Origin of the sequence: Sphingobacterium spiritivorum, assembly GCF_016725325.1 — a bacterium.
Classification (GTDB): Bacteria; Bacteroidota; Bacteroidia; order Sphingobacteriales; family Sphingobacteriaceae; genus Sphingobacterium.
In genome coordinates this window covers 2913773-2931358 of record NZ_CP068083.1, presented here as the reverse complement: position 1 = coordinate 2931358, position 17586 = coordinate 2913773, and the positions used below count along the sequence as shown (strand labels likewise).

The window sequence follows — 17586 nt, the reverse complement described above, 5'->3', positions numbered from 1 at the left end:
CTTTAATCATGTGTATACGTAACGAGCACCAATTCAAGTACTCTAGAAAGGAGGTATTCCAGCCGCACCTTCCGGTACGGCTACCTTGTTACGACTTAGCCCCAATTATCGGTTTTGCCCTAACACGCTCCTTGCGGTTACATGCTTTAGGCACCCCCAACTTTCATGGCTTGACGGGCGGTGTGTACAAGGCCCGGGAACGTATTCACCGCGTCATTGCTGATACGCGATTACTAGCGAATCCAACTTCATGAGGTCGAGTTGCAGACCTCAATCCGAACTGTGATCGGCTTTCAGAGATTGGCATCACATTACTGTGTAGCTGCCCGCTGTACCGACCATTGTAGCACGTGTGTAGCCCCGGACGTAAGGGCCATGATGACTTGACGTCGTCCCCACCTTCCTCTCTGCTTGCGCAGGCAGTCTGTTTAGAGTCCCCACCATTATGTGCTGGCAACTAAACATAGGGGTTGCGCTCGTTGCGGGACTTAACCCAACACCTCACGGCACGAGCTGACGACAGCCATGCAGCACCTAGTTTCGTGTCCCGAAGGACTGATCCGTCTCTGGATCATTCACTAACTTTCAAGCCCGGGTAAGGTTCCTCGCGTATCATCGAATTAAACCACATGCTCCTCCGCTTGTGCGGGCCCCCGTCAATTCCTTTGAGTTTCACCCTTGCGGGCGTACTCCCCAGGTGGATAACTTAACGCTTTCGCTGGGACGCTGACTGTCTATCGCCAACATCGAGTTATCATCGTTTAGGGCGTGGACTACCAGGGTATCTAATCCTGTTCGATCCCCACGCTTTCGTGCATCAGCGTCAATAACGGCTTGGAATGCTGCCTTCGCAATCGGGGTTCTGAGACATATCTATGCATTTCACCGCTACTTGTCTCATTCCGCATTCCTCAACCGCATTCAAGTTCTTCAGTATCAAAGGCACTGCGACAGTTAAGCTGCCGTCTTTCACCTCTGACTTAAAGAACCGCCTACGCACCCTTTAAACCCAATAAATCCGGATAACGCTTGGATCCTCCGTATTACCGCGGCTGCTGGCACGGAGTTAGCCGATCCTTATTCTTCGGGTACATTCAGCTACGTTTACAAACGTAGGTTTATTCCCCGATAAAAGCAGTTTACAACCCATAGGGCAGTCATCCTGCACGCGGCATGGCTGGTTCAGAGTTCCCTCCATTGACCAATATTCCTTACTGCTGCCTCCCGTAGGAGTCTGGTCCGTGTCTCAGTACCAGTGTGGGGGATTCTCCTCTCAGAGCCCCTAGACATCGTTGCCTTGGTGAGCCGTTACCTCTCCAACTAGCTAATGTCACGCGAGCCCATCTCTGTCCTATAAATATTTGATTATAATGTGATGCCACATCTATAATGTCATGCGGTGTTAATCCGACTTTCGCCGGGCTATCCCCCTGACAGAGGTAGGTTGCTCACGCGTTACGCACCCGTGCGCCACTTTCATATCCAGCAAGCTGGATAATCTCGTTCGACTTGCATGTATTAGGCCTGCCGCTAGCGTTCATCCTGAGCCAGGATCAAACTCTCCATTGTAATAATGAATTGTTCGACACCTAACTATTTATCAATAAAAATAATTAGAATTGTCTTTGTTAATTTCTAACCTGAATTGACTTGGTTGATTGTTTGTTAACTTTCGTTGACTAATCAACTACTCGTTACGCTACATGATTATTTCTTTAAAGAACTTCGCGCTTCCACTCTCGTTTCAGCTTCTATTTCAATAAGGCATTGCGCCCCTTTTGATCTTGTTTTTTCCTTCGTTTCTGAAGGGACTGCAAAGGTAGAAATCTTTTTTAAACTTCCAAAATATTTGTGAAAATATTTTCTGGCTTTTTCTTTCCTTTTTTTCACCTCCCGATCTCTATCCGAAATCGCTCGGCTTAGCTCCCGTAAGGGATGGCAAAAGTAGAAATCTTTTTCGGTATACACAAATCTTTTTTTATAAAAAATATGCCCTCCCGTTATTCTAAACCTCCTTTTTTCAAGTGTCGTCCCTTGCGAAACAACCGTCCCTCCCTTGCGGAGTGGTGCAAAGGTAGAACTTTAAATACATTACTTCCAAACCTTTTTCAAAGCTTTTTTCCATAATAATCTTAACTAACTGATAACTTGAAGTATAAAATGAAATTTAAGAGGGCCGAGACTGCCGGACTCTTCCTTTTACATGTTATAATAGAAATAAATAAGTAGCAGAACCAACAACAGAACAATTACACCAATTAACAGGAAGTTTGGTTTACGGTGTCCTAATACTTCTTCATTATAGCTATGAAAGGGAGATGCTTTGATCACAGACTCATCCTGAGCATAAAATTCTTCCAGATCTATTAATACCTGATTATCGGGCATCAGCCTTTTTACAGCTCCCCATACGGGATGAGTAGGGTTTACATTTTCATAAACTACACCTTCATTATCCTGATAGGTAACCTGGATTTTGCCGTGTACGTATTTTGCAACAACTTTCTCTTGGATAATCTGCCCTGAAACAGGAAATTTTACAGTCGATACACCTTGTTCTATTTCTGTAACTACCATATAAGCATCTTTCAGGTTACATTGTGTACGATCCGCTACATATTTAATAGCCGCCATCTTACCTTCTCCCAAAATAACATTTCTGATGTCATCTCTTTCGACAGACACACCATTAATGCTTAAAAAATCGCTCATACATTATTGTAATTAAATAACAGAATTAAAACAGGAAAATGAATTTAGGAAATACATATTGTAAATACAACTTTAGAGAGAATTTTATACAATAGAGAGACCGAAAATAGGTATAATCAGCAAACAGGATGTAAGACAACAGATCATCATATGATTATATAAAAAAAGTCAGGCAAGTTGCCTGACTCCTGATTTCAAAACAGAATTTTCTGCATAACTAATAGTTGCTTTTAAAATCTGCCTGCAAATTCTTTCGCAAAATCTTCTAATTTCACTTTCCCGGTTGGGTCTACCCCCTTACTTCTGAAATCTTCCTGAATTTTCCCGGCACGTATCCCTGCTCCCATTTCTACATATAATCCGGCAATCTCTTCAGGTACACCAGCCTGTACCATACCCTGCAATGCTTCTTCATCCGTAAACTCTACCCAAGGCAATTCAGGTTTACCAATTTTATTTCCTAACACATTTGCCACATCGCCTGCGGTACGGAAATCACTGACTATATATTCTATAGCCTTTCCTGTAAAAGGTTGCTCCAGTTTTTCAGCAGCAGCCATTGCTATATCAAACGGATGAACCAAAGGGATATGGGTAGTGGATGGATAATTTGCCCCAATAATCCCCGCTGCTTTTATTAAAGGGATATCGTTATAAAAATTTGTAAAGAAGTAACCCGCCCTCAGGAAAGTAACTGCGACATCTTCTAATTCTTTATATACTCTTTCAATATGATGTAATGCGGCGATCGGCCCGTTTCCATCCGGCAAGTCGGCACCAATGCTGCTTAACATGACTACACGAGATACTGCAGATTCTTTTATTGCTTGTGCTATTGCCTTACCAGCCTCTACTGTATTATTGATAATATGGCTTCCTCCCATATTTGGAGGTGTCATTGCAAAAACTGCATCTGCATCTTTAAAAGCATTTCGAAGAAAAGAAACATCATTTATTGATCCAATAGCAGCGACAGCACCTAACTCTTCTATCTCTTGTTTACGGCCTTCACTATGGCTTACCACAGTTACATGATGTCCGGACTGAAGAAGTCTCTCCGTTAAAAATCTTCCTATGTTCCCTAAAGAACCTGTAATTGTAATTTTCATATATTTCGTTTTTTAATTAAACAAAGTTATATTTGTACTTACTTAAATACAAGTACTTACCCTTAAGTATGTATATATGACAGCGATCAAAGAAAGTTCAACTATACAAGAAAACAAGCGATATGCTTTGTCTCAGTGTCCTGTAACCTATGTAATGGAGAAAATAGGTGGTTATTGGAAACCTATTATTATCTACCACTTACACACCGGGGACAAACGGTACAGTGAACTGAAAAGAGCTATTCCCGCTATAACAGAAAAAGTGCTGATTCAACATCTTAAGCAATTGGAAGCTGACCAACTCATCATCAGAGAAGCAAAACCTGTAGTACCACCCTTTGTCACTTACAGATTGAGTGCTGCAGGAAAGGGTCTGTTTCCGGTAATTGACGCAATGGCCAACTGGGCTTTTCAGGATATGGAAAAAGAGTTTGACGGGAAATAGTTAAACTTGTGATATAGAGTTATCGTTACAATATCTGTATATTTTCATAGAGCAATTTTAGTAAATCCTTTTACTCTCTGATGCAAAAGGATTCACAGTTCGAATACTGCAGTTTATAAATTATCATCCTATCTAAGGTACACACACCTACTTTATACATATATTCTGCAAGAAGTTGACTTATATGTTAATTTCCTGTATTTATATACATAAGAGATACTTCTTCCCTATTCATGAAAAATTGTTATCATTTAGTCCTTTTTTTATGTTATCATTGTAATTCGATCCGAAATACATAGTGATTGATATCAAACTAAAGCTAAATCTAAAACACCATGTCATTTTTAGATCATGTACTACAACGTCCTTCTTATGGATGGAAAGACGATAATGGAAATCTTATCAAACCAACTAAAGGTGAGATTCTCAAAGAATTTTTCAGCAGACTCAATATTGTAAAAGACCGCCACAACTGGCTTCCTTTTTTCAGTTGGCTAAAAGTATTTTGCCTTATTCCCTTTTTCTTTATTTTTCTGACTAACTATTTAAGCTGGGGAACACTAATTGCTGCATTTGTATATAGCATGATCATAATGGGCACTCACGGTACGATATGGCATCACCGCTATTGTACACATGGAGCTTATAAATTCAAGAATGGTTTTTGGAGATTCTTCACGCAGAATCTTACTATAAATGTTATACCGGAAGAAATTTATGTCATCTCTCATCATGTTCATCATGCCAAGTCGGATCAGCCTGGCGATCCGTATAATGCACAGGCTGGCTTTCTATACTGCTTTCTTGCGGATGTGAATCATCAGCCTATTGCTAAAGATCTCAGCGAATCGGACTATAACCGTGTAAAATTATTAATGAAACATACTGGTGTGCCAGCGAATACGTATACACAATATCAAAAGTGGGGATCGTATGTCAATCCCGGATATGCCGTTCTATCCTGGGTACTCAACTGGTCCTTCTGGTATCTTGCTTTTTACCTGATGGGAGGACACGCTCTGGCGTGCAGCCTTTTTGGCGCTGCCGGTTTCTGGGCGGTCGGTGTACGTACATTTAACTATGAAGGACACGCCAAGGGAGAAGATAAGCAACGTGAAGGAACAGATTTTAGCGAGAATGATAAGTCTATCAATCAACTTTGGCCGGGAATAGTTGCAGGAGAATGGCACAATAACCACCACCTGTTTCCTAAAAGTGCCAGAAGCGGATTTCAGCCGCATCAGGTAGATCTGGCCTGGTATTACATCAAATTATTACATCAGGTTGGGGCAGTAAGCTCGTACAGGGACGATAAAAAAAGATTTTACGATCAGTATCATAATCCTTATCTCAAAATTAAAGCAGAGCAAAAAGCTAGTCTTTCAAGAGTAAAGAAAGAACAACTGATAGCAGCAGCTGTCCTAAATCCGGAGTTAACAGTTGAACAGGATCTTACAAAATAAACAAACAATATAAAAAGGTGAATAGTGAACAGACTCCGCTGAGAGGGTATGGAAATTGTAGTATTTTACAATTCCTGATCCTCCAGATAGCTCTGGTTTTCATATAATAGCGCAGTATCGATTTTAGCATACCAGTGCAATGCTTCCTGATAAAGCTGCCAGTCATACAGAAATACTTTGATACGCTTATCCACAGCTGAATAACGATCTGAAGTCCGTCCTTCCTGACTTGAGGCGTAGTATAATTCACAATATTGAGGACTCACAACCGCATCCGGACGGAAATAAAATGTACGCAGATCAAATACATCTCCTTTTATTTCCTGCGCCACGTCTATACTGCCTACAAGTCCTCGTGCAGCATGCAGTCTCAGGGTAAAGCAGTAATAATTATACCAAAAATAGCTCTTGTCTAAATCCCAGTAATCATTATATTTAAGCTGCACAACAGGTAGATTCAAATATTGAAGCAGATTTTCAACTTTGACTGTTTCTCTGAACTTAGTATAAAAATATATTCCATATTTAGCTCTCTCTAACAATTCTGTCCAGAGCAACTGCAACTCTTCTGCATAAAAAGATTCCGTATTTTGCTCAAAAACATTAGAAAAAGAAGCATTAGAATCTTTACGATAAACAGCGCTTAGAGACTTCTTCTTCTCATTTTTACGGAATAAGGTCTTCAATGATAAAGCAGTCCCTTCTTCCTCTTCAATACAGATAAAAAAGGTCAGACCTGAATCATGGGTAAACATGACATGTTCATGCTCTTCAAATTTTCCATAATGTATCTGAACCTCATAATTCTTCCATTCATAATACTGATAATTGTCCTTACTATGCATTCTGCTAATCTCTAACAGCTTTTCAAAGTTCTGCAATTGCAATCCAAATGATTCCTCATCATTAAAATGGTTTTCTCCAAATTCATTGGGAATCTCCCTTAAAATAAGGTTCTGCTTTTCTTCTTCAGAAAGAATGTCAATATCTCTTAACAGAATAGGTTGTTTCTTTTTCAGTAAACGAATAGCTGTGGAACGTGACATCCAATCTTTCCAGGTGAACAGATCTTCTATTTCCACATCATTTTCTGTATACAACATCGCTTTCTCAAAGATTGCATAAGGAATAGCAGGATCAAATACATCATCTTCACAGTCATGATCGCACAGAAAGAAGTCCGCCCTAATCCTGACCTTATTATAATCATAATGATATTCTTCGGTAGCTACAAATACCCGTGCAGAGGTATAGCCCTTTACAATCAGGTCCCCGTGATTATAATGTCCCCAGAAACAGTCTTTAATATTCAGGTTACCTGACACATACAACTCCTGCCCGCCGATAAGCATATTTTCTGCATGGATATTGCCCAACACGTACAATCCTGTAGATCCATCCGTCTCATAATTATAAATATTGGCTGCCCGCAGATTGCCATCCACCAGAATAGCACTGCATATTACCTCCTCAGGACTGCTTTCCCCGGATCCGACAGAAAAGTTTAGAGAAACCAACGGATCATCAAGGTCCAGATTTTCAACTTCATAATCCCCTTCCAAAAATAACACCCCGTACTCATCAAATTCACCGTTATTTTTTTCATTGCGATCATACATCCAGCTATCCTTTGGCATTTTATGCTTGATATCCCTAAATTTTACAAGTTTCATAGTGCTGTTGAGTTCTGTAGAATGTGTGTTATAAACCAGACTATCTATACTATTTTGACAAAGTCTGTTATATGATTTTCTATGTATGCACGAAATCTTCTGACTTCATCCTCCATCATTTCATAGAATAAATCATCAAAAGGTTCAAATTCTTTAAAACTCTTACAAAGGGCAGAGAATTCCCGAAGATCCCTCTCCTCTTCCAGATAATCTTTATGATTCAGATAGATCACATTTGCCTCCTTCAATAATCCGGCAGTTGCAATCAAAGTCCATCTTTCCAGATCTTCAATAAACACCGGATCAAAAACAAATGCTCCATAACCATTATGTATCAGTTGTAGGAAACCTCCATTTGTCACCTGTCCGTACAGCGCATCATATATCAGTAGTGTATGCTGGTCATCACACAATTGATCAAGGATTACATTTTCATCCTCGACTTCATTAATTGCATTCTCATAGGGATCGAGAATCTTGTATATAAAATCCCAATCCTTATCTAAGTGACCTTCGAACTGTTCTTTCTCTATAATCGGCAAAAACTCCATGTTAAACTGTTTTCTTATTCGCTAAAACTTAAGGTTTAATATCCAGACCATCTATAATTAATGTCCCGCACCGGATACTCATATACGCAGAACTGTAATCATTTGTAAACTGATCATTCAAAGCATCCAGAACGGCAGATGTAAACTCAATCTTACGGGAAGGTAATTTTTTATAGGTATCTGTAAGTACTATATGTCCGTTAAGACCATTTTTATTCTTTATAAAAGCACTCAGCAATTTAATATTTTGTCTGTCCAGCGCTATTCCGATATCATAAAGTCTTGCATTCTCTTTACTGGTCACCTCTCTGGAAAGGGAATCGGAAACAAGTGTCTCATTCAGACCCCGGTTAAAAGAAATGGTTGCCGAAGTCAGTGGCGCAATGATCTCTTCATTACCCTGCCTGACCGTCATTTCAATCCTCATACGTCTTTCATCTATCTGTTGTGCCTGTGCCATACCCAGACATAAACAAAGGATTACTATCAACCCGAACATTTTTTTTGTATACATAAGTTTTGCTATTAAATATGTGTGTAGAACAAGATTAAAAATTGCTGCATTAATCAGCAAGCTCTAATTTGTAAATGGGTGCTTTCGATTTTTATTCAGAAGTTTCCTTCCTGCATACTGAAATCCGAATCATTTAAAATATTTAAAAAAACCTACAATAAAGCTCTTCTTTTATCAAAAAACTTATTTGACATATTTTGCGTGTCATTGTATAATTGGTACTTTAGTCCTCTTTTTAAGATGTTGATGAAGACTTATTTGAATATTTTTCCATCCTTTCAAAACCGGATTTATCCGGTTATTACCCTTTGTTTTACAGTAGTTATACTCTTTCTTAACAATCCGGCAGAAGCTCAAAAACTGTCTTCTGTTGAAAAAATGGTTAGTGAGGGATATGCCCAGCGGTTTACCGATTCAACATCAAGTCTGAACATCCAGATGGAAGCTCTGGAACTGGCCAGGAAAAATAAAAACAAAGAAGATGAAGCCATATGTTACGCATATCTGGCACTGACACATCGCCGTCTTTTACATCTCAGGGAATTTGCCCATTACGCTGAACTTTCCTATGATATTGCCGCCACAACATCAGACAAAAGGGCAAAAGCACACGCTGCAATGGTAATGGCAAGTCTCCGATCCTATATTGATGATAAATCCAATGCGATAGATTATTTTTTGCAGGCTTACGACCTGTTTATAAAACTTAAGGATTATGATATGTGTGCACGTATAGGAGCAGATATATCATACCTCTTTTCCTCAGGTTCGCAGATCAAAGTGAAAAAATATGCGGATGAAGCGCTGCGTTATGCGATCAAATCCGGAAACCCAGAGAGCTTATTACATGCGCGTCTGGCTGTAGGCAGTTACCTTTCGGACGCCGTAGCCTCAGGGAACTTACCTCAATGGTCGGAAACCGTTTCATTTTTTAAAGAAACAATACACCTGGCAGAGAAAGATGAAGGGAAAATTGTAAGTAAAAGTAATATAGGGATCGCCTATATCAATCTTGCCGTATTATACATGAATGGTCCTCAGCCTGTAGATGAAGAAGCTTTTCTTTTCAATCTGGAAAAAGCTACATCCATCGCGAAGCAGTATGACCTTAAAAACATATACCGCAGCTCAATAGGACTTAAGGGTCAGTATTTCATGCAAAAGGGAGAATATCAATATGCCGAAAATCTGTTTAAAGAAGGTATTGATTACCAACTGACACTTCCCTACAAGGACAATGATGTATTAGCCACTTTCTACAGTTGTCTCAAAGAGGTCGCCATTTTACAAAGTAATTATAAAGCTTATTATGAATATGATAAGCTCTTTGCAAAATATAATCGTCAGAAACACGATCATACCACACAACAAATGTTGCAAAATGCGGACGCCCGGTATGAATCTGAGAAGAAAATATCCCGCATACAGCAATTGGAACAGGAAAACAAATTGCAGGAGAAAAATAAGCTCCTCGGTTATGCCATCGCAGCTGTATTACTGATCGGACTCATCTTTATGTACCGCTCTTATTACTACAGACAGCGATACTATCAGAACAGAGAGGACATTCTGCAACAGCAACAGGCTAACAATGCGCTCAAAGTGCAGCTTATGGAAAAGGAAACACTGGAAAATCTTGCAGAAAAGTTAGCTCTTGAACGACGATTGCTCCGCTCCCAGATGGACCCGCATTTCATTTTCAATGCATTGGGCAATATACAAAGTATGATTCTTCAGCATGATCCCACAATGGCAGTGACCTACCTGGGAAAATTTGCAAAGCTGACCAGGCAAATATTGGAACAATCCCGTATGGAAACCATTACACTGGAAGATGAGATTCAGACATTACGCAATTATATTGAATTACAGCAGCTGAGACTTAACAATAGTTTTGACTATGAGATCCATTGCAAGGATGACGTAGATACTGACATCCTTTTACCTCCCCTTTTAATCCAGCCTTTTATAGAAAATGCGGTAGAACATGGCCTAAAACCTTTGCTTGATCGAAAGGGCTTATTAACTATATCCTTTAATGTCAATGAAGAAGACAATATCCTAGTCTGCACGGTCACAGATAACGGGATAGGTCTCAAAGAATCCCGAAATAGAAGGCCGAAAGATGCACATCGTTCACTGTCTTCCCAAATCACAGACGAACGTCTCCGTCTTATGCTTAAAGACAACCCGCTTATCGGATTCCAAACAGAGGAAAGGGATACAACTGATAACAGTCCAGGTTGTGTTGTGATTTTAAAAATCCCTATAAATTAATTCATATGTACAGAACTATTATCATTGAGGATGAATACCATTTGAGGGAAGCTCTTTCTATAATGCTGGAAATTACAGCTCCGGCAAAAGTGCAGATTATAGGTTATGCCGAAAGTACTGAGGAAGCAGTAAGGTTGATTGACAGGCTTAAACCTGACCTTATCTTTATGGACATTATGCTTAAAAATGGAAGTGGATTTGATGTTTTACAGCAAGCAGCATACCGGTCATTTCATCTTATTTTCACTACTGCTTATGAGGAACATGCCATCCGTGCTTTTAAATTCAGTGCAATAGATTACCTTTTAAAGCCTATAGATCCTGAAGATCTAAAAACTGCTATTGACCGCATAGCGCAATTTCGTGGAAAATTTCTGGAGGAAAGCCAGGTATCAGAGTTAACACATAACCTCAGAAAGAACCCTGATAAAATTGTTCTGCCGACACAGGAGGCTATGCATGTTGTCAAAATAGACCAGATTATCCGGTGCGAGACATCAGGATCTTATACTACCTTCTTTCTAACCGGTGCCAAAAATATTATTGTTTCAAAACCGCTTAAGAATTATGAGGATATCCTCATACCGCCCTTATTCTTCCGGGTGCATCAATCCCATCTGATCAATACCAATTACATCACAAGCTTTTCGAGAGAAGGTCTGATTTTTATGGAAGATAAAACTACAGTACCTATATCCAGAGCAAAAAAGGAGTCCTTTTTTAAATTAATGAAGTCTGATTGATCAATCACTCCATACGCTTATACAACCAAACCGTACAAATACCAATTCAAAGTGACCGAAGACAAATCCGGCTTAGGAGATCGGCCGAATGGTTCATACTTTTGGGCATATAAATAAAATAATTATGGACAAAAAGACACTTTCTATCTTAAGTTACGTGACAATCATCGGGTGGATTGTTGCTTATTTAAAAAGCAAAGATTTACAACCCAAGAGTGATTTAGTAAGTTATCATCTCAAACAGGGATTCGGATTCTTTATTTTATCAGTAGTTATCAATGTTGCACTTTCTATCATTGTGTTTATAGTACCGGCCTTAAGTTTTCTAAGCTACATCGGTATTGTCCTGTTTATCCTTTGGATATTCGGCCTGATCAATGCTGTCAATGAGCAAAAGAAGCCTATTCCCGTTGTAGGAAAAATGTTTGAAGACAAATTTGATTTTATTGATTAAACAGCTTTCCTGTTACTTTTATCAGGTGCTAATAAGATAAACAATTCAGTGGTGCGTTTTAAATAGTGGATGCCTCAGCAACAGCTGGGGCATCTTTGCAATACAACTATTTTACTTTAGGAAACTGTGTTTTCAAATATTTAAACTGGTTGTCATTTCGGTTTCCTTCATAGATTTTTAACGCTATTGTATGGTCATTTACCCAAGTCAATTCTTCAATTGACCAGTTCCTGGAATAGTATTTAAAAGCAGGTTTTACTCCTTTTATTCCCATTCCGGTAGTTATATGGAAAACAAAAATTTCCGTTCTGCTTTCATAGTAATTACTATAATCCGGACCATCATAAGAAGAGCATACTAACATTTGAGTACAGGATGGGGAAAGTAAAGTCATTGCTATTCCTGAATCATAACTGGATGGCAGAAGCAATTTCTTATTTGTATTGTTTTCACAAAGATATATTTCACAGATTTCCTTGCAATTCTGAGCTATATACATATTTGAACCTTGTATAAAACGACTTGAATCTATAACACAGCTGGTCGTGTATTTATCTTTATAAGCACGAAACTCTGCTCCGGATATCTCAGTAAAATTTAGTTTCAGCTCAAAATATAAAGAGTCATGATAAATTTCAACCGAATCCTTAATGCTGTGAATTTTATCATAATTCAGGTTATTCTCTGTGTTCATATGCGTGATCGATGATATCGCATCCTGTTTACAGAAAACAAGCAAAAACAGTGTTGTCAGTATGGGTATCAAAGTTTTCATATCGTATTTAGAAATGAAAACATCCATAAATCAATTTTAGTACCATCGCATTTATTTTTTTATCGTTTCCGCCTTGGTGATCTGATCCTTTTATGCTATTTAAGAATTCCGATATAATTTACAGCATCTTTTTCACAAAAACTAATATGGAATACTGCTATTTTGACTACAACTGGTTTACAGCATTCTCAACATTTCAAATTGTGCAAGTTTAAAGGAAAGTCCAAGACTTTTTATAAATAATAATGTCGCTTTTGAAGTATGATCAACATTATTAATAAACAGCTCCTGCTTTGAAAGAGTAGCAGACACATAGGATATCATACTCGTCGCAATTCCTTGTCGGCGATAGTTCTGAGCTACCGATATCTGCTGAATCCTTCGGCTGACAGGATTAAAAACAACATAACCTGCTAATGTATTCTGCTGATATGCTCCGACAATACGGCAATGATCTATACTGTCCTCTAAAGTTATCACGCTATTCTGCCATGAAGGCTGTATATCCCAGAATGATGTGAAAACCGGCCATTGGAATTCTTTAATTTCTCTTATCTCGATATCCGGAGCCGGATCGGAAGTTTGTACGATACCGCTAAAACAGTCTAGTTTTCTATGGACTGAATAACCTAATTTTTCATAAACGCGAATAGCAGATTGGTTTCTTTCAATAACTTCCAGAATCATTTGTTTCACGCCAAGCTCATTTAATTTTGGCAACAATTTATCATACATCGCACCCACGAACCCTCTGCCTCTATAATCCGGCACTACTCCCGTTGCTGCATTGTAAGCAACAAGCTCATCTCCGATCATGCGAAGTCCATGCAATACAAAAGCAACTAATCTCTCCGAAGAGTAAACTCCAAAAGATAAATCCAGACGGATTCCTTCTGTAAAAATCTTAAACTTTAGCTGATCCAAATTGAGTTGAAAAGGCACAATATAATCTGAAAAGGCCATATTAATTACCTTCATAAGTTGCGCAGGATCTGTATTTTCTAAACTTTGTATTTTCATTTTTGACTGTTATTAATAATACAGTTATAAAAAGGCTTCCTTATTCAGGCAGGCTAATAGTAAAGATAGAACCTTCTCCAAATCTGCTTTTCACTGTAATGTTGCCTTCATTCAAACGTACAAATTCTGCACATAGCATCAAACCCAATCCATATCCTTTCTCACCTGCAGTTCCCTGAGTAGAGATATTTGAAGAAGTGAAAAGCCTGTTGATACTGTTTTCATCCATCCCCACACCTTTGTCCTCAATGATTACTTCTCTCCTGTTGTCCTTTTTTATTGCCGCTATTCGTATTTGCCCACCGGTATGACTGAATTTGCATGCATTACTCAACAGATTTCTCATCACAACAGTAATCTGATCACGATCTGCAGACAATATCATTTCTTGATCCATATGTAACTCCACTTCAAGCTGCTTTTGTTTAATGATCAGATCAAAAAAAAGAAACAATTCCATCAATACAGGATAAAGAAGAAATGGTGTTTTGACCGTCTGAATGCCCCGCATCCCGCGGGTGCTCCAGTTTAAGAGGTCATCCATAGTGATTCCCAATTGTGTGACCTGATCCTTTAACAGTTGTGTAGTTTTCATCTGTTCGGAACGTGTCAGTAAGTTCTCATAAAACACCTGCAATAAGTTTTCGAGTGTCGCTATCGGACTTCGGATATCATGCGCAAGTATAGAAAACATACGTTGTTTATCCCGGTTTAATTCAATCAGAGCCTGCCGCTGTTTTTCAACTTCTTTTTGATAGCCATATTGAATACTTTTGAAAAATGTCACTGTACCGATAATCAATGCAATGGCCACCAACATATTAACAATTGCCTGTTCTTCCATAACAGGTAATCCCAGTAACGGAGGCTGAGGAAATAACACAACACTTATACAGGACAGCGTAATAAGAGAACACAAAAATATCCTGATCCACTTATGCTCAAAGATTATAATAGTGGTAATCAGCAACGTTAATAGGAAGTACTCCGCACCATTATGAAAATACAGTCCGGAGATCGTATAGATTACGATTCTGCATCCAACCATTACCAGTCGTGCACTCAGGTACATTCTTAGTCGGTGCAAGACCAATACAGCCGCAGCATCTGCCATATTGAACACATTTAATACGGCGAGAAAATAGCGTTCATTAGTCAGGTTGAGTATAGCATACCCCAGCATAAAACATAGTCCCAGCCAGTTAAGGACGTTCAGTAGCTTAGTATACCGGGATTCTATATAAGGCATTTCGGGATAAATCCCTACATGGACCAACTTGTGTATAAATTGCTTCAGTAATGTAAAAAAGGTGTGGGTCATTAATAGGTAATTAAGCAATGTTATAATACTCGAAATCTCCTTGGCAGGACTCCATAATATAGCTCATAAAACTAGAGTAAACCTGAAAGTCAGAATAAACTTTACGATAGATATTTTTTGAATTGATAAAGCGTTTTTGTGGTCATGACTTATCTTTTACTACTTGCTCATAGCACTTACTTTAATAAGTATTGAATGTGCTTCTTCATTGACCTACCTCAGTCTTTGACTAATAACTTCAAATACATAAAAATCTTTCCACTATGCTCGGCTTCATGATAGTTAGCAGCTTGTAATGCCTCGAAATGGTTTTTCACGTGAATTCCGATCGGTAAATCAAAGGGTTCATAGGTTACAAATAATCCGGATTTCAGATCCGATTCGAGGTGGTTAACCGTATCAATCAATAAATGTTTTACCTCATCAATATCTGGAATAGCTTGCCAGGAACCTGGAGACGATCCGATTTTGAAGGATTCCATAAATTCTTTAGAAATATACATGGGTAATCCGCTACGCATATACATATGCCTCTGCTGAGAAGTAATACAATGACCAATTTGCCAAATTATATTATTGTTAAAACCTTCCGGAATTTTGAATAGTATTTCGTAATCAACTGTTTCTATCAATTGCAATAATCTGGTCCTGCTAGCTCTTAAAATTTTACATTCGAAAAGTTCATTAATCATACAAGTTGATTTAATTCCTTAAAAATGGGAAATACTTTAAGACTCCACAAATTAACTTTTTAACACTAAAGCTCAAAAGTTATATCTCACTCAGAATCTAAGTGCAAGTATTATAAGAATTCAACTGTTTATTACAGGCTTACCCCTGATCTCTTAAGGATTCTATAAGATCCGCCTTCATATCGAACCAACGGTTCTCATCCTGCCGAAAACAAAAAAAGCCCTGGCGCAAGTCAGAGCTTTTTAGTCGGGGTGGCAGGATTTGTCACGCACCACTTTAATATACTGTAATCTAATTACTTAGATATTTTATCATTACATTTTCCAATAAACCGACACCGAATCGGGCACATACAATTTAATTTTAAAAAATCATTTTTAGCGCTTGAACATATCATTATTGAAAATCAAAGTACGTTTTGAATTATAAAGATACATCTTTTAACCTTAAAACCAATAGTAATTTTGTACTTTTTGATATAGGAAAAATCATCCAATTTACATTAATAAGCCATAGTCATTAAAAATTTCTTTTGTTTGACAAATATTTTGTTATTTTATGCAATTATGGCTAAGAACACTTATATTGATTTATTTGCTGGTTGCGGTGGGCTCTCGTTGGGTTTTTTCAACTCAAAACAATGGTTAGCCAAATTTGCTATCGAGAAGAGTCCTGATGCTTTCGAAACACTAAACTATAATTTAATAGAAAACAAAAGTCATTTTGATTGGCCAAATTGGCTACCAAAGACAAACCACGATATCAATGACATTATTAATGAATACGCTGATAAGCTCAGATTACTAAGAGGTACGATAGATTTAGTTGCTGGGGGACCGCCATGTCAAGGGTTCTCTACTGCTGGACGACGTATTGAAAATGATATTAGAAATAAATTGATTGAATCATATGTAAGATTCATACGATTAGTTCAACCCAAGCTTATCTTCTTCGAGAATGTAAAAGGATTTACCCAAAAGTTTGATAAAAATAAAATTAAGGGAAGGATATATTCTGAATACGTTAAGAAGTCTCTGAGACGAGTTATGAAAAAAGAACAATTTCCAGGCTACGAGGTTTATGGGAAACTTGTTGATTTTTCGGAGTTTGGTGTACCTCAAAAGAGAACTCGATTTATTTTAGTTGGTATCAGGAAAGATATTGCCTCTGATTTTCAGCCGAAAGATTTTTTTGAGCTTTTGGTGTCAAATAAGAAAGCATTTGCTAGATCTAAAGGTATCAAGGTCTCTAATAATCTGGTTGAGGCTATTTCGGATTTAGTAAGAATTAAAGAAACGAAATGCCCGGACTCTAGAGGCTTTAATTCTGGCTTATATAATAATGTGTCCTCAAATTATCAACGATTACTAAGATCGGGGTATGATGATGAGATTCCCGATAGCCATCGTTTTGCAAAACATAATTTGAAGACAGTTGAAAAGTTCAATTATTTGCTTCAACACGCTACTAAGGGGAAAACTCTTTCGAAACAAATTAAAGAAAAGTACAATTTAAAGAAACGTACGATAATACCTTTGGATGGTTTAAAACCTGCGCCTACTATCACGACACTTCCAGATGACTACATACATTACTGCGAACCTCGTATTTTTACTGTTAGGGAATATGCTCGAATTCAGTCGTTTAATGACTGGTATAAATTCCGCAGCAAGTATACTACTGGCGGTGATAGAAGAACGCAAGAAGTACCAAGGTATTCACAAATTGGCAATGCCATCCCCCCTCTTTTTGGCGAACAAGCAGGTCTGATTTTAAACAAGATTTTAAACAAATAATGCCTGTTCCTGAAACCATATCGTTCGATGTCAAGACTGG

General features: G+C 38.2%; 16 protein-coding genes and 1 rRNA gene. 6 read left to right on the top strand and 11 right to left on the bottom strand.

Features of this window, described 5'->3' with window-relative positions; genetic code table 11:
- Nucleotides 1–46: 46 nt before the first annotated feature.
- From I6J02_RS12205 to I6J02_RS12195, 4 genes are all read right to left on the bottom strand, one after another.
- Nucleotides 47–1569: ribosomal RNA gene (locus I6J02_RS12205) — 16S ribosomal RNA — on the bottom strand.
- A 138-nt stretch (nt 1570–1707) separates the two neighbouring features.
- A complete protein-coding gene (locus tag I6J02_RS21770) occupies nt 1708–1968 on the bottom strand; it encodes a hypothetical protein (protein ID WP_236581845.1) in 261 nt (86 codons plus the stop codon).
- A 231-nt stretch (nt 1969–2199) separates the two neighbouring features.
- Nucleotides 2200–2712, bottom strand: a complete 513-nt coding sequence (locus tag I6J02_RS12200; protein ID WP_201678175.1) for a hypothetical protein — start codon at nt 2710–2712, stop codon at nt 2200–2202.
- Nucleotides 2713–2942: 230 nt separating this feature from the next.
- Complete coding sequence (locus I6J02_RS12195; RefSeq protein WP_201678174.1) at nt 2943–3821, bottom strand: NmrA family NAD(P)-binding protein; 879 nt, start codon at nt 3819–3821, stop codon at nt 2943–2945.
- Between the two features lie 76 nt (nt 3822–3897).
- Here I6J02_RS12195 and I6J02_RS12190 point away from each other — a divergent pair, with 76 nt between their 5' ends.
- Together I6J02_RS12190 and I6J02_RS12185 are read left to right on the top strand one after the other, a co-directional pair.
- Entirely contained in the window at nt 3898–4266 is a 369-nt protein-coding gene (locus tag I6J02_RS12190) for a winged helix-turn-helix transcriptional regulator (RefSeq protein ID WP_201678173.1), read from the top strand.
- 335 nt (nt 4267–4601) lie between these two features.
- Nucleotides 4602–5729, top strand: a complete 1128-nt coding sequence (locus tag I6J02_RS12185) for a fatty acid desaturase (protein WP_201678172.1) — start codon at nt 4602–4604, stop codon at nt 5727–5729.
- A gap of 65 nt (nt 5730–5794) precedes the next feature.
- Here the strand turns inward: I6J02_RS12185 and I6J02_RS12180 are convergent, their stop codons facing one another.
- From I6J02_RS12180 to I6J02_RS12170, 3 genes are read right to left on the bottom strand one after another with little or no spacing between them, the layout of a single operon-like run.
- The gene (locus I6J02_RS12180; RefSeq protein ID WP_201678171.1) at nt 5795–7402 is read right to left on the bottom strand and encodes a hypothetical protein; all 1608 of its coding nucleotides are present in this window, start codon (nt 7400–7402) and stop codon (nt 5795–5797) included.
- 44 nt (nt 7403–7446) lie between these two features.
- Nucleotides 7447–7953 (bottom strand): DMP19 family protein, encoded by a 507-nt coding sequence (locus I6J02_RS12175; protein ID WP_201678170.1) that lies wholly within the window; start codon nt 7951–7953, stop codon nt 7447–7449.
- Between the two features lie 28 nt (nt 7954–7981).
- Nucleotides 7982–8467 carry a hypothetical protein gene (locus tag I6J02_RS12170; protein WP_201678169.1) on the bottom strand — a complete coding sequence of 162 codons (486 nt, stop codon included), beginning with the start codon at nt 8465–8467 and terminating at the stop codon, nt 7982–7984.
- A 246-nt stretch (nt 8468–8713) separates the two neighbouring features.
- Between I6J02_RS12170 and I6J02_RS12165 the strand changes: the two genes are divergently transcribed.
- The 3 genes from I6J02_RS12165 to I6J02_RS12155 all read left to right on the top strand — a co-directional run bounded on the left by I6J02_RS12165 (nt 8714) and on the right by I6J02_RS12155 (nt 11941).
- Nucleotides 8714–10744: a sensor histidine kinase gene (locus tag I6J02_RS12165; protein WP_236581844.1), complete on the top strand. Its 2031-nt coding sequence runs from the start codon at nt 8714–8716 to the stop codon at nt 10742–10744.
- Between the two features lie 5 nt (nt 10745–10749).
- Nucleotides 10750–11487: a LytR/AlgR family response regulator transcription factor gene (locus tag I6J02_RS12160; RefSeq protein ID WP_236581840.1), complete on the top strand. Its 738-nt coding sequence runs from the start codon at nt 10750–10752 to the stop codon at nt 11485–11487.
- 124 nt (nt 11488–11611) lie between these two features.
- The gene (locus I6J02_RS12155) at nt 11612–11941 is read left to right on the top strand and encodes a DUF4870 domain-containing protein (RefSeq protein WP_236581839.1); all 330 of its coding nucleotides are present in this window, start codon (nt 11612–11614) and stop codon (nt 11939–11941) included.
- Between the two features lie 106 nt (nt 11942–12047).
- Here the strand turns inward: I6J02_RS12155 and I6J02_RS12150 are convergent, their stop codons facing one another.
- From I6J02_RS12150 to I6J02_RS12135, 4 genes are all read right to left on the bottom strand, one after another.
- Nucleotides 12048–12716: a hypothetical protein gene (locus I6J02_RS12150; RefSeq protein ID WP_201678166.1), complete on the bottom strand. Its 669-nt coding sequence runs from the start codon at nt 12714–12716 to the stop codon at nt 12048–12050.
- 177 nt (nt 12717–12893) lie between these two features.
- The gene (locus tag I6J02_RS12145; RefSeq protein ID WP_201678165.1) at nt 12894–13736 is read right to left on the bottom strand and encodes a GNAT family N-acetyltransferase; all 843 of its coding nucleotides are present in this window, start codon (nt 13734–13736) and stop codon (nt 12894–12896) included.
- A 40-nt stretch (nt 13737–13776) separates the two neighbouring features.
- Nucleotides 13777–14985, bottom strand: coding sequence for a sensor histidine kinase (locus I6J02_RS12140; RefSeq protein WP_236581838.1), 1209 nt, complete (start codon nt 14983–14985; stop codon nt 13777–13779).
- Between the two features lie 290 nt (nt 14986–15275).
- A complete protein-coding gene (locus I6J02_RS12135; protein ID WP_201678163.1) occupies nt 15276–15749 on the bottom strand; it encodes a DinB family protein in 474 nt (157 codons plus the stop codon).
- 567 nt (nt 15750–16316) lie between these two features.
- Between I6J02_RS12135 and I6J02_RS12130 the strand changes: the two genes are divergently transcribed.
- Complete coding sequence (locus I6J02_RS12130; RefSeq protein WP_201678162.1) at nt 16317–17546, top strand: DNA cytosine methyltransferase; 1230 nt, start codon at nt 16317–16319, stop codon at nt 17544–17546.
- Nucleotides 17547–17586 lie beyond the last annotated feature (40 nt).

Coding starts and splice junctions, on each gene's coding strand:
- I6J02_RS12170 (WP_201678169.1), bottom strand. CDS start 8,467: ATGTATACAAAAAAAATGTTCGGGTTGATAGTAATCCTTTGTTTATGT.
- I6J02_RS12180 (WP_201678171.1), bottom strand. CDS start 7,402: ATGAAACTTGTAAAATTTAGGGATATCAAGCATAAAATGCCAAAGGAT.
- I6J02_RS12130 (WP_201678162.1), top strand. CDS start 16,317: ATGGCTAAGAACACTTATATTGATTTATTTGCTGGTTGCGGTGGGCTC.
- I6J02_RS12150 (WP_201678166.1), bottom strand. CDS start 12,716: ATGAAAACTTTGATACCCATACTGACAACACTGTTTTTGCTTGTTTTC.
- I6J02_RS12185 (WP_201678172.1), top strand. CDS start 4,602: ATGTCATTTTTAGATCATGTACTACAACGTCCTTCTTATGGATGGAAA.
- I6J02_RS12165 (WP_236581844.1), top strand. CDS start 8,714: ATGAAGACTTATTTGAATATTTTTCCATCCTTTCAAAACCGGATTTAT.
- I6J02_RS12155 (WP_236581839.1), top strand. CDS start 11,612: ATGGACAAAAAGACACTTTCTATCTTAAGTTACGTGACAATCATCGGG.
- I6J02_RS12135 (WP_201678163.1), bottom strand. CDS start 15,749: ATGATTAATGAACTTTTCGAATGTAAAATTTTAAGAGCTAGCAGGACC.
- I6J02_RS12160 (WP_236581840.1), top strand. CDS start 10,750: ATGTACAGAACTATTATCATTGAGGATGAATACCATTTGAGGGAAGCT.
- I6J02_RS12200 (WP_201678175.1), bottom strand. CDS start 2,712: ATGAGCGATTTTTTAAGCATTAATGGTGTGTCTGTCGAAAGAGATGAC.
- I6J02_RS12175 (WP_201678170.1), bottom strand. CDS start 7,953: ATGGAGTTTTTGCCGATTATAGAGAAAGAACAGTTCGAAGGTCACTTA.
- I6J02_RS12195 (WP_201678174.1), bottom strand. CDS start 3,821: ATGAAAATTACAATTACAGGTTCTTTAGGGAACATAGGAAGATTTTTA.
- I6J02_RS12190 (WP_201678173.1), top strand. CDS start 3,898: ATGACAGCGATCAAAGAAAGTTCAACTATACAAGAAAACAAGCGATAT.
- I6J02_RS12145 (WP_201678165.1), bottom strand. CDS start 13,736: ATGAAAATACAAAGTTTAGAAAATACAGATCCTGCGCAACTTATGAAG.
- I6J02_RS12140 (WP_236581838.1), bottom strand. CDS start 14,985: ATGCCTTATATAGAATCCCGGTATACTAAGCTACTGAACGTCCTTAAC.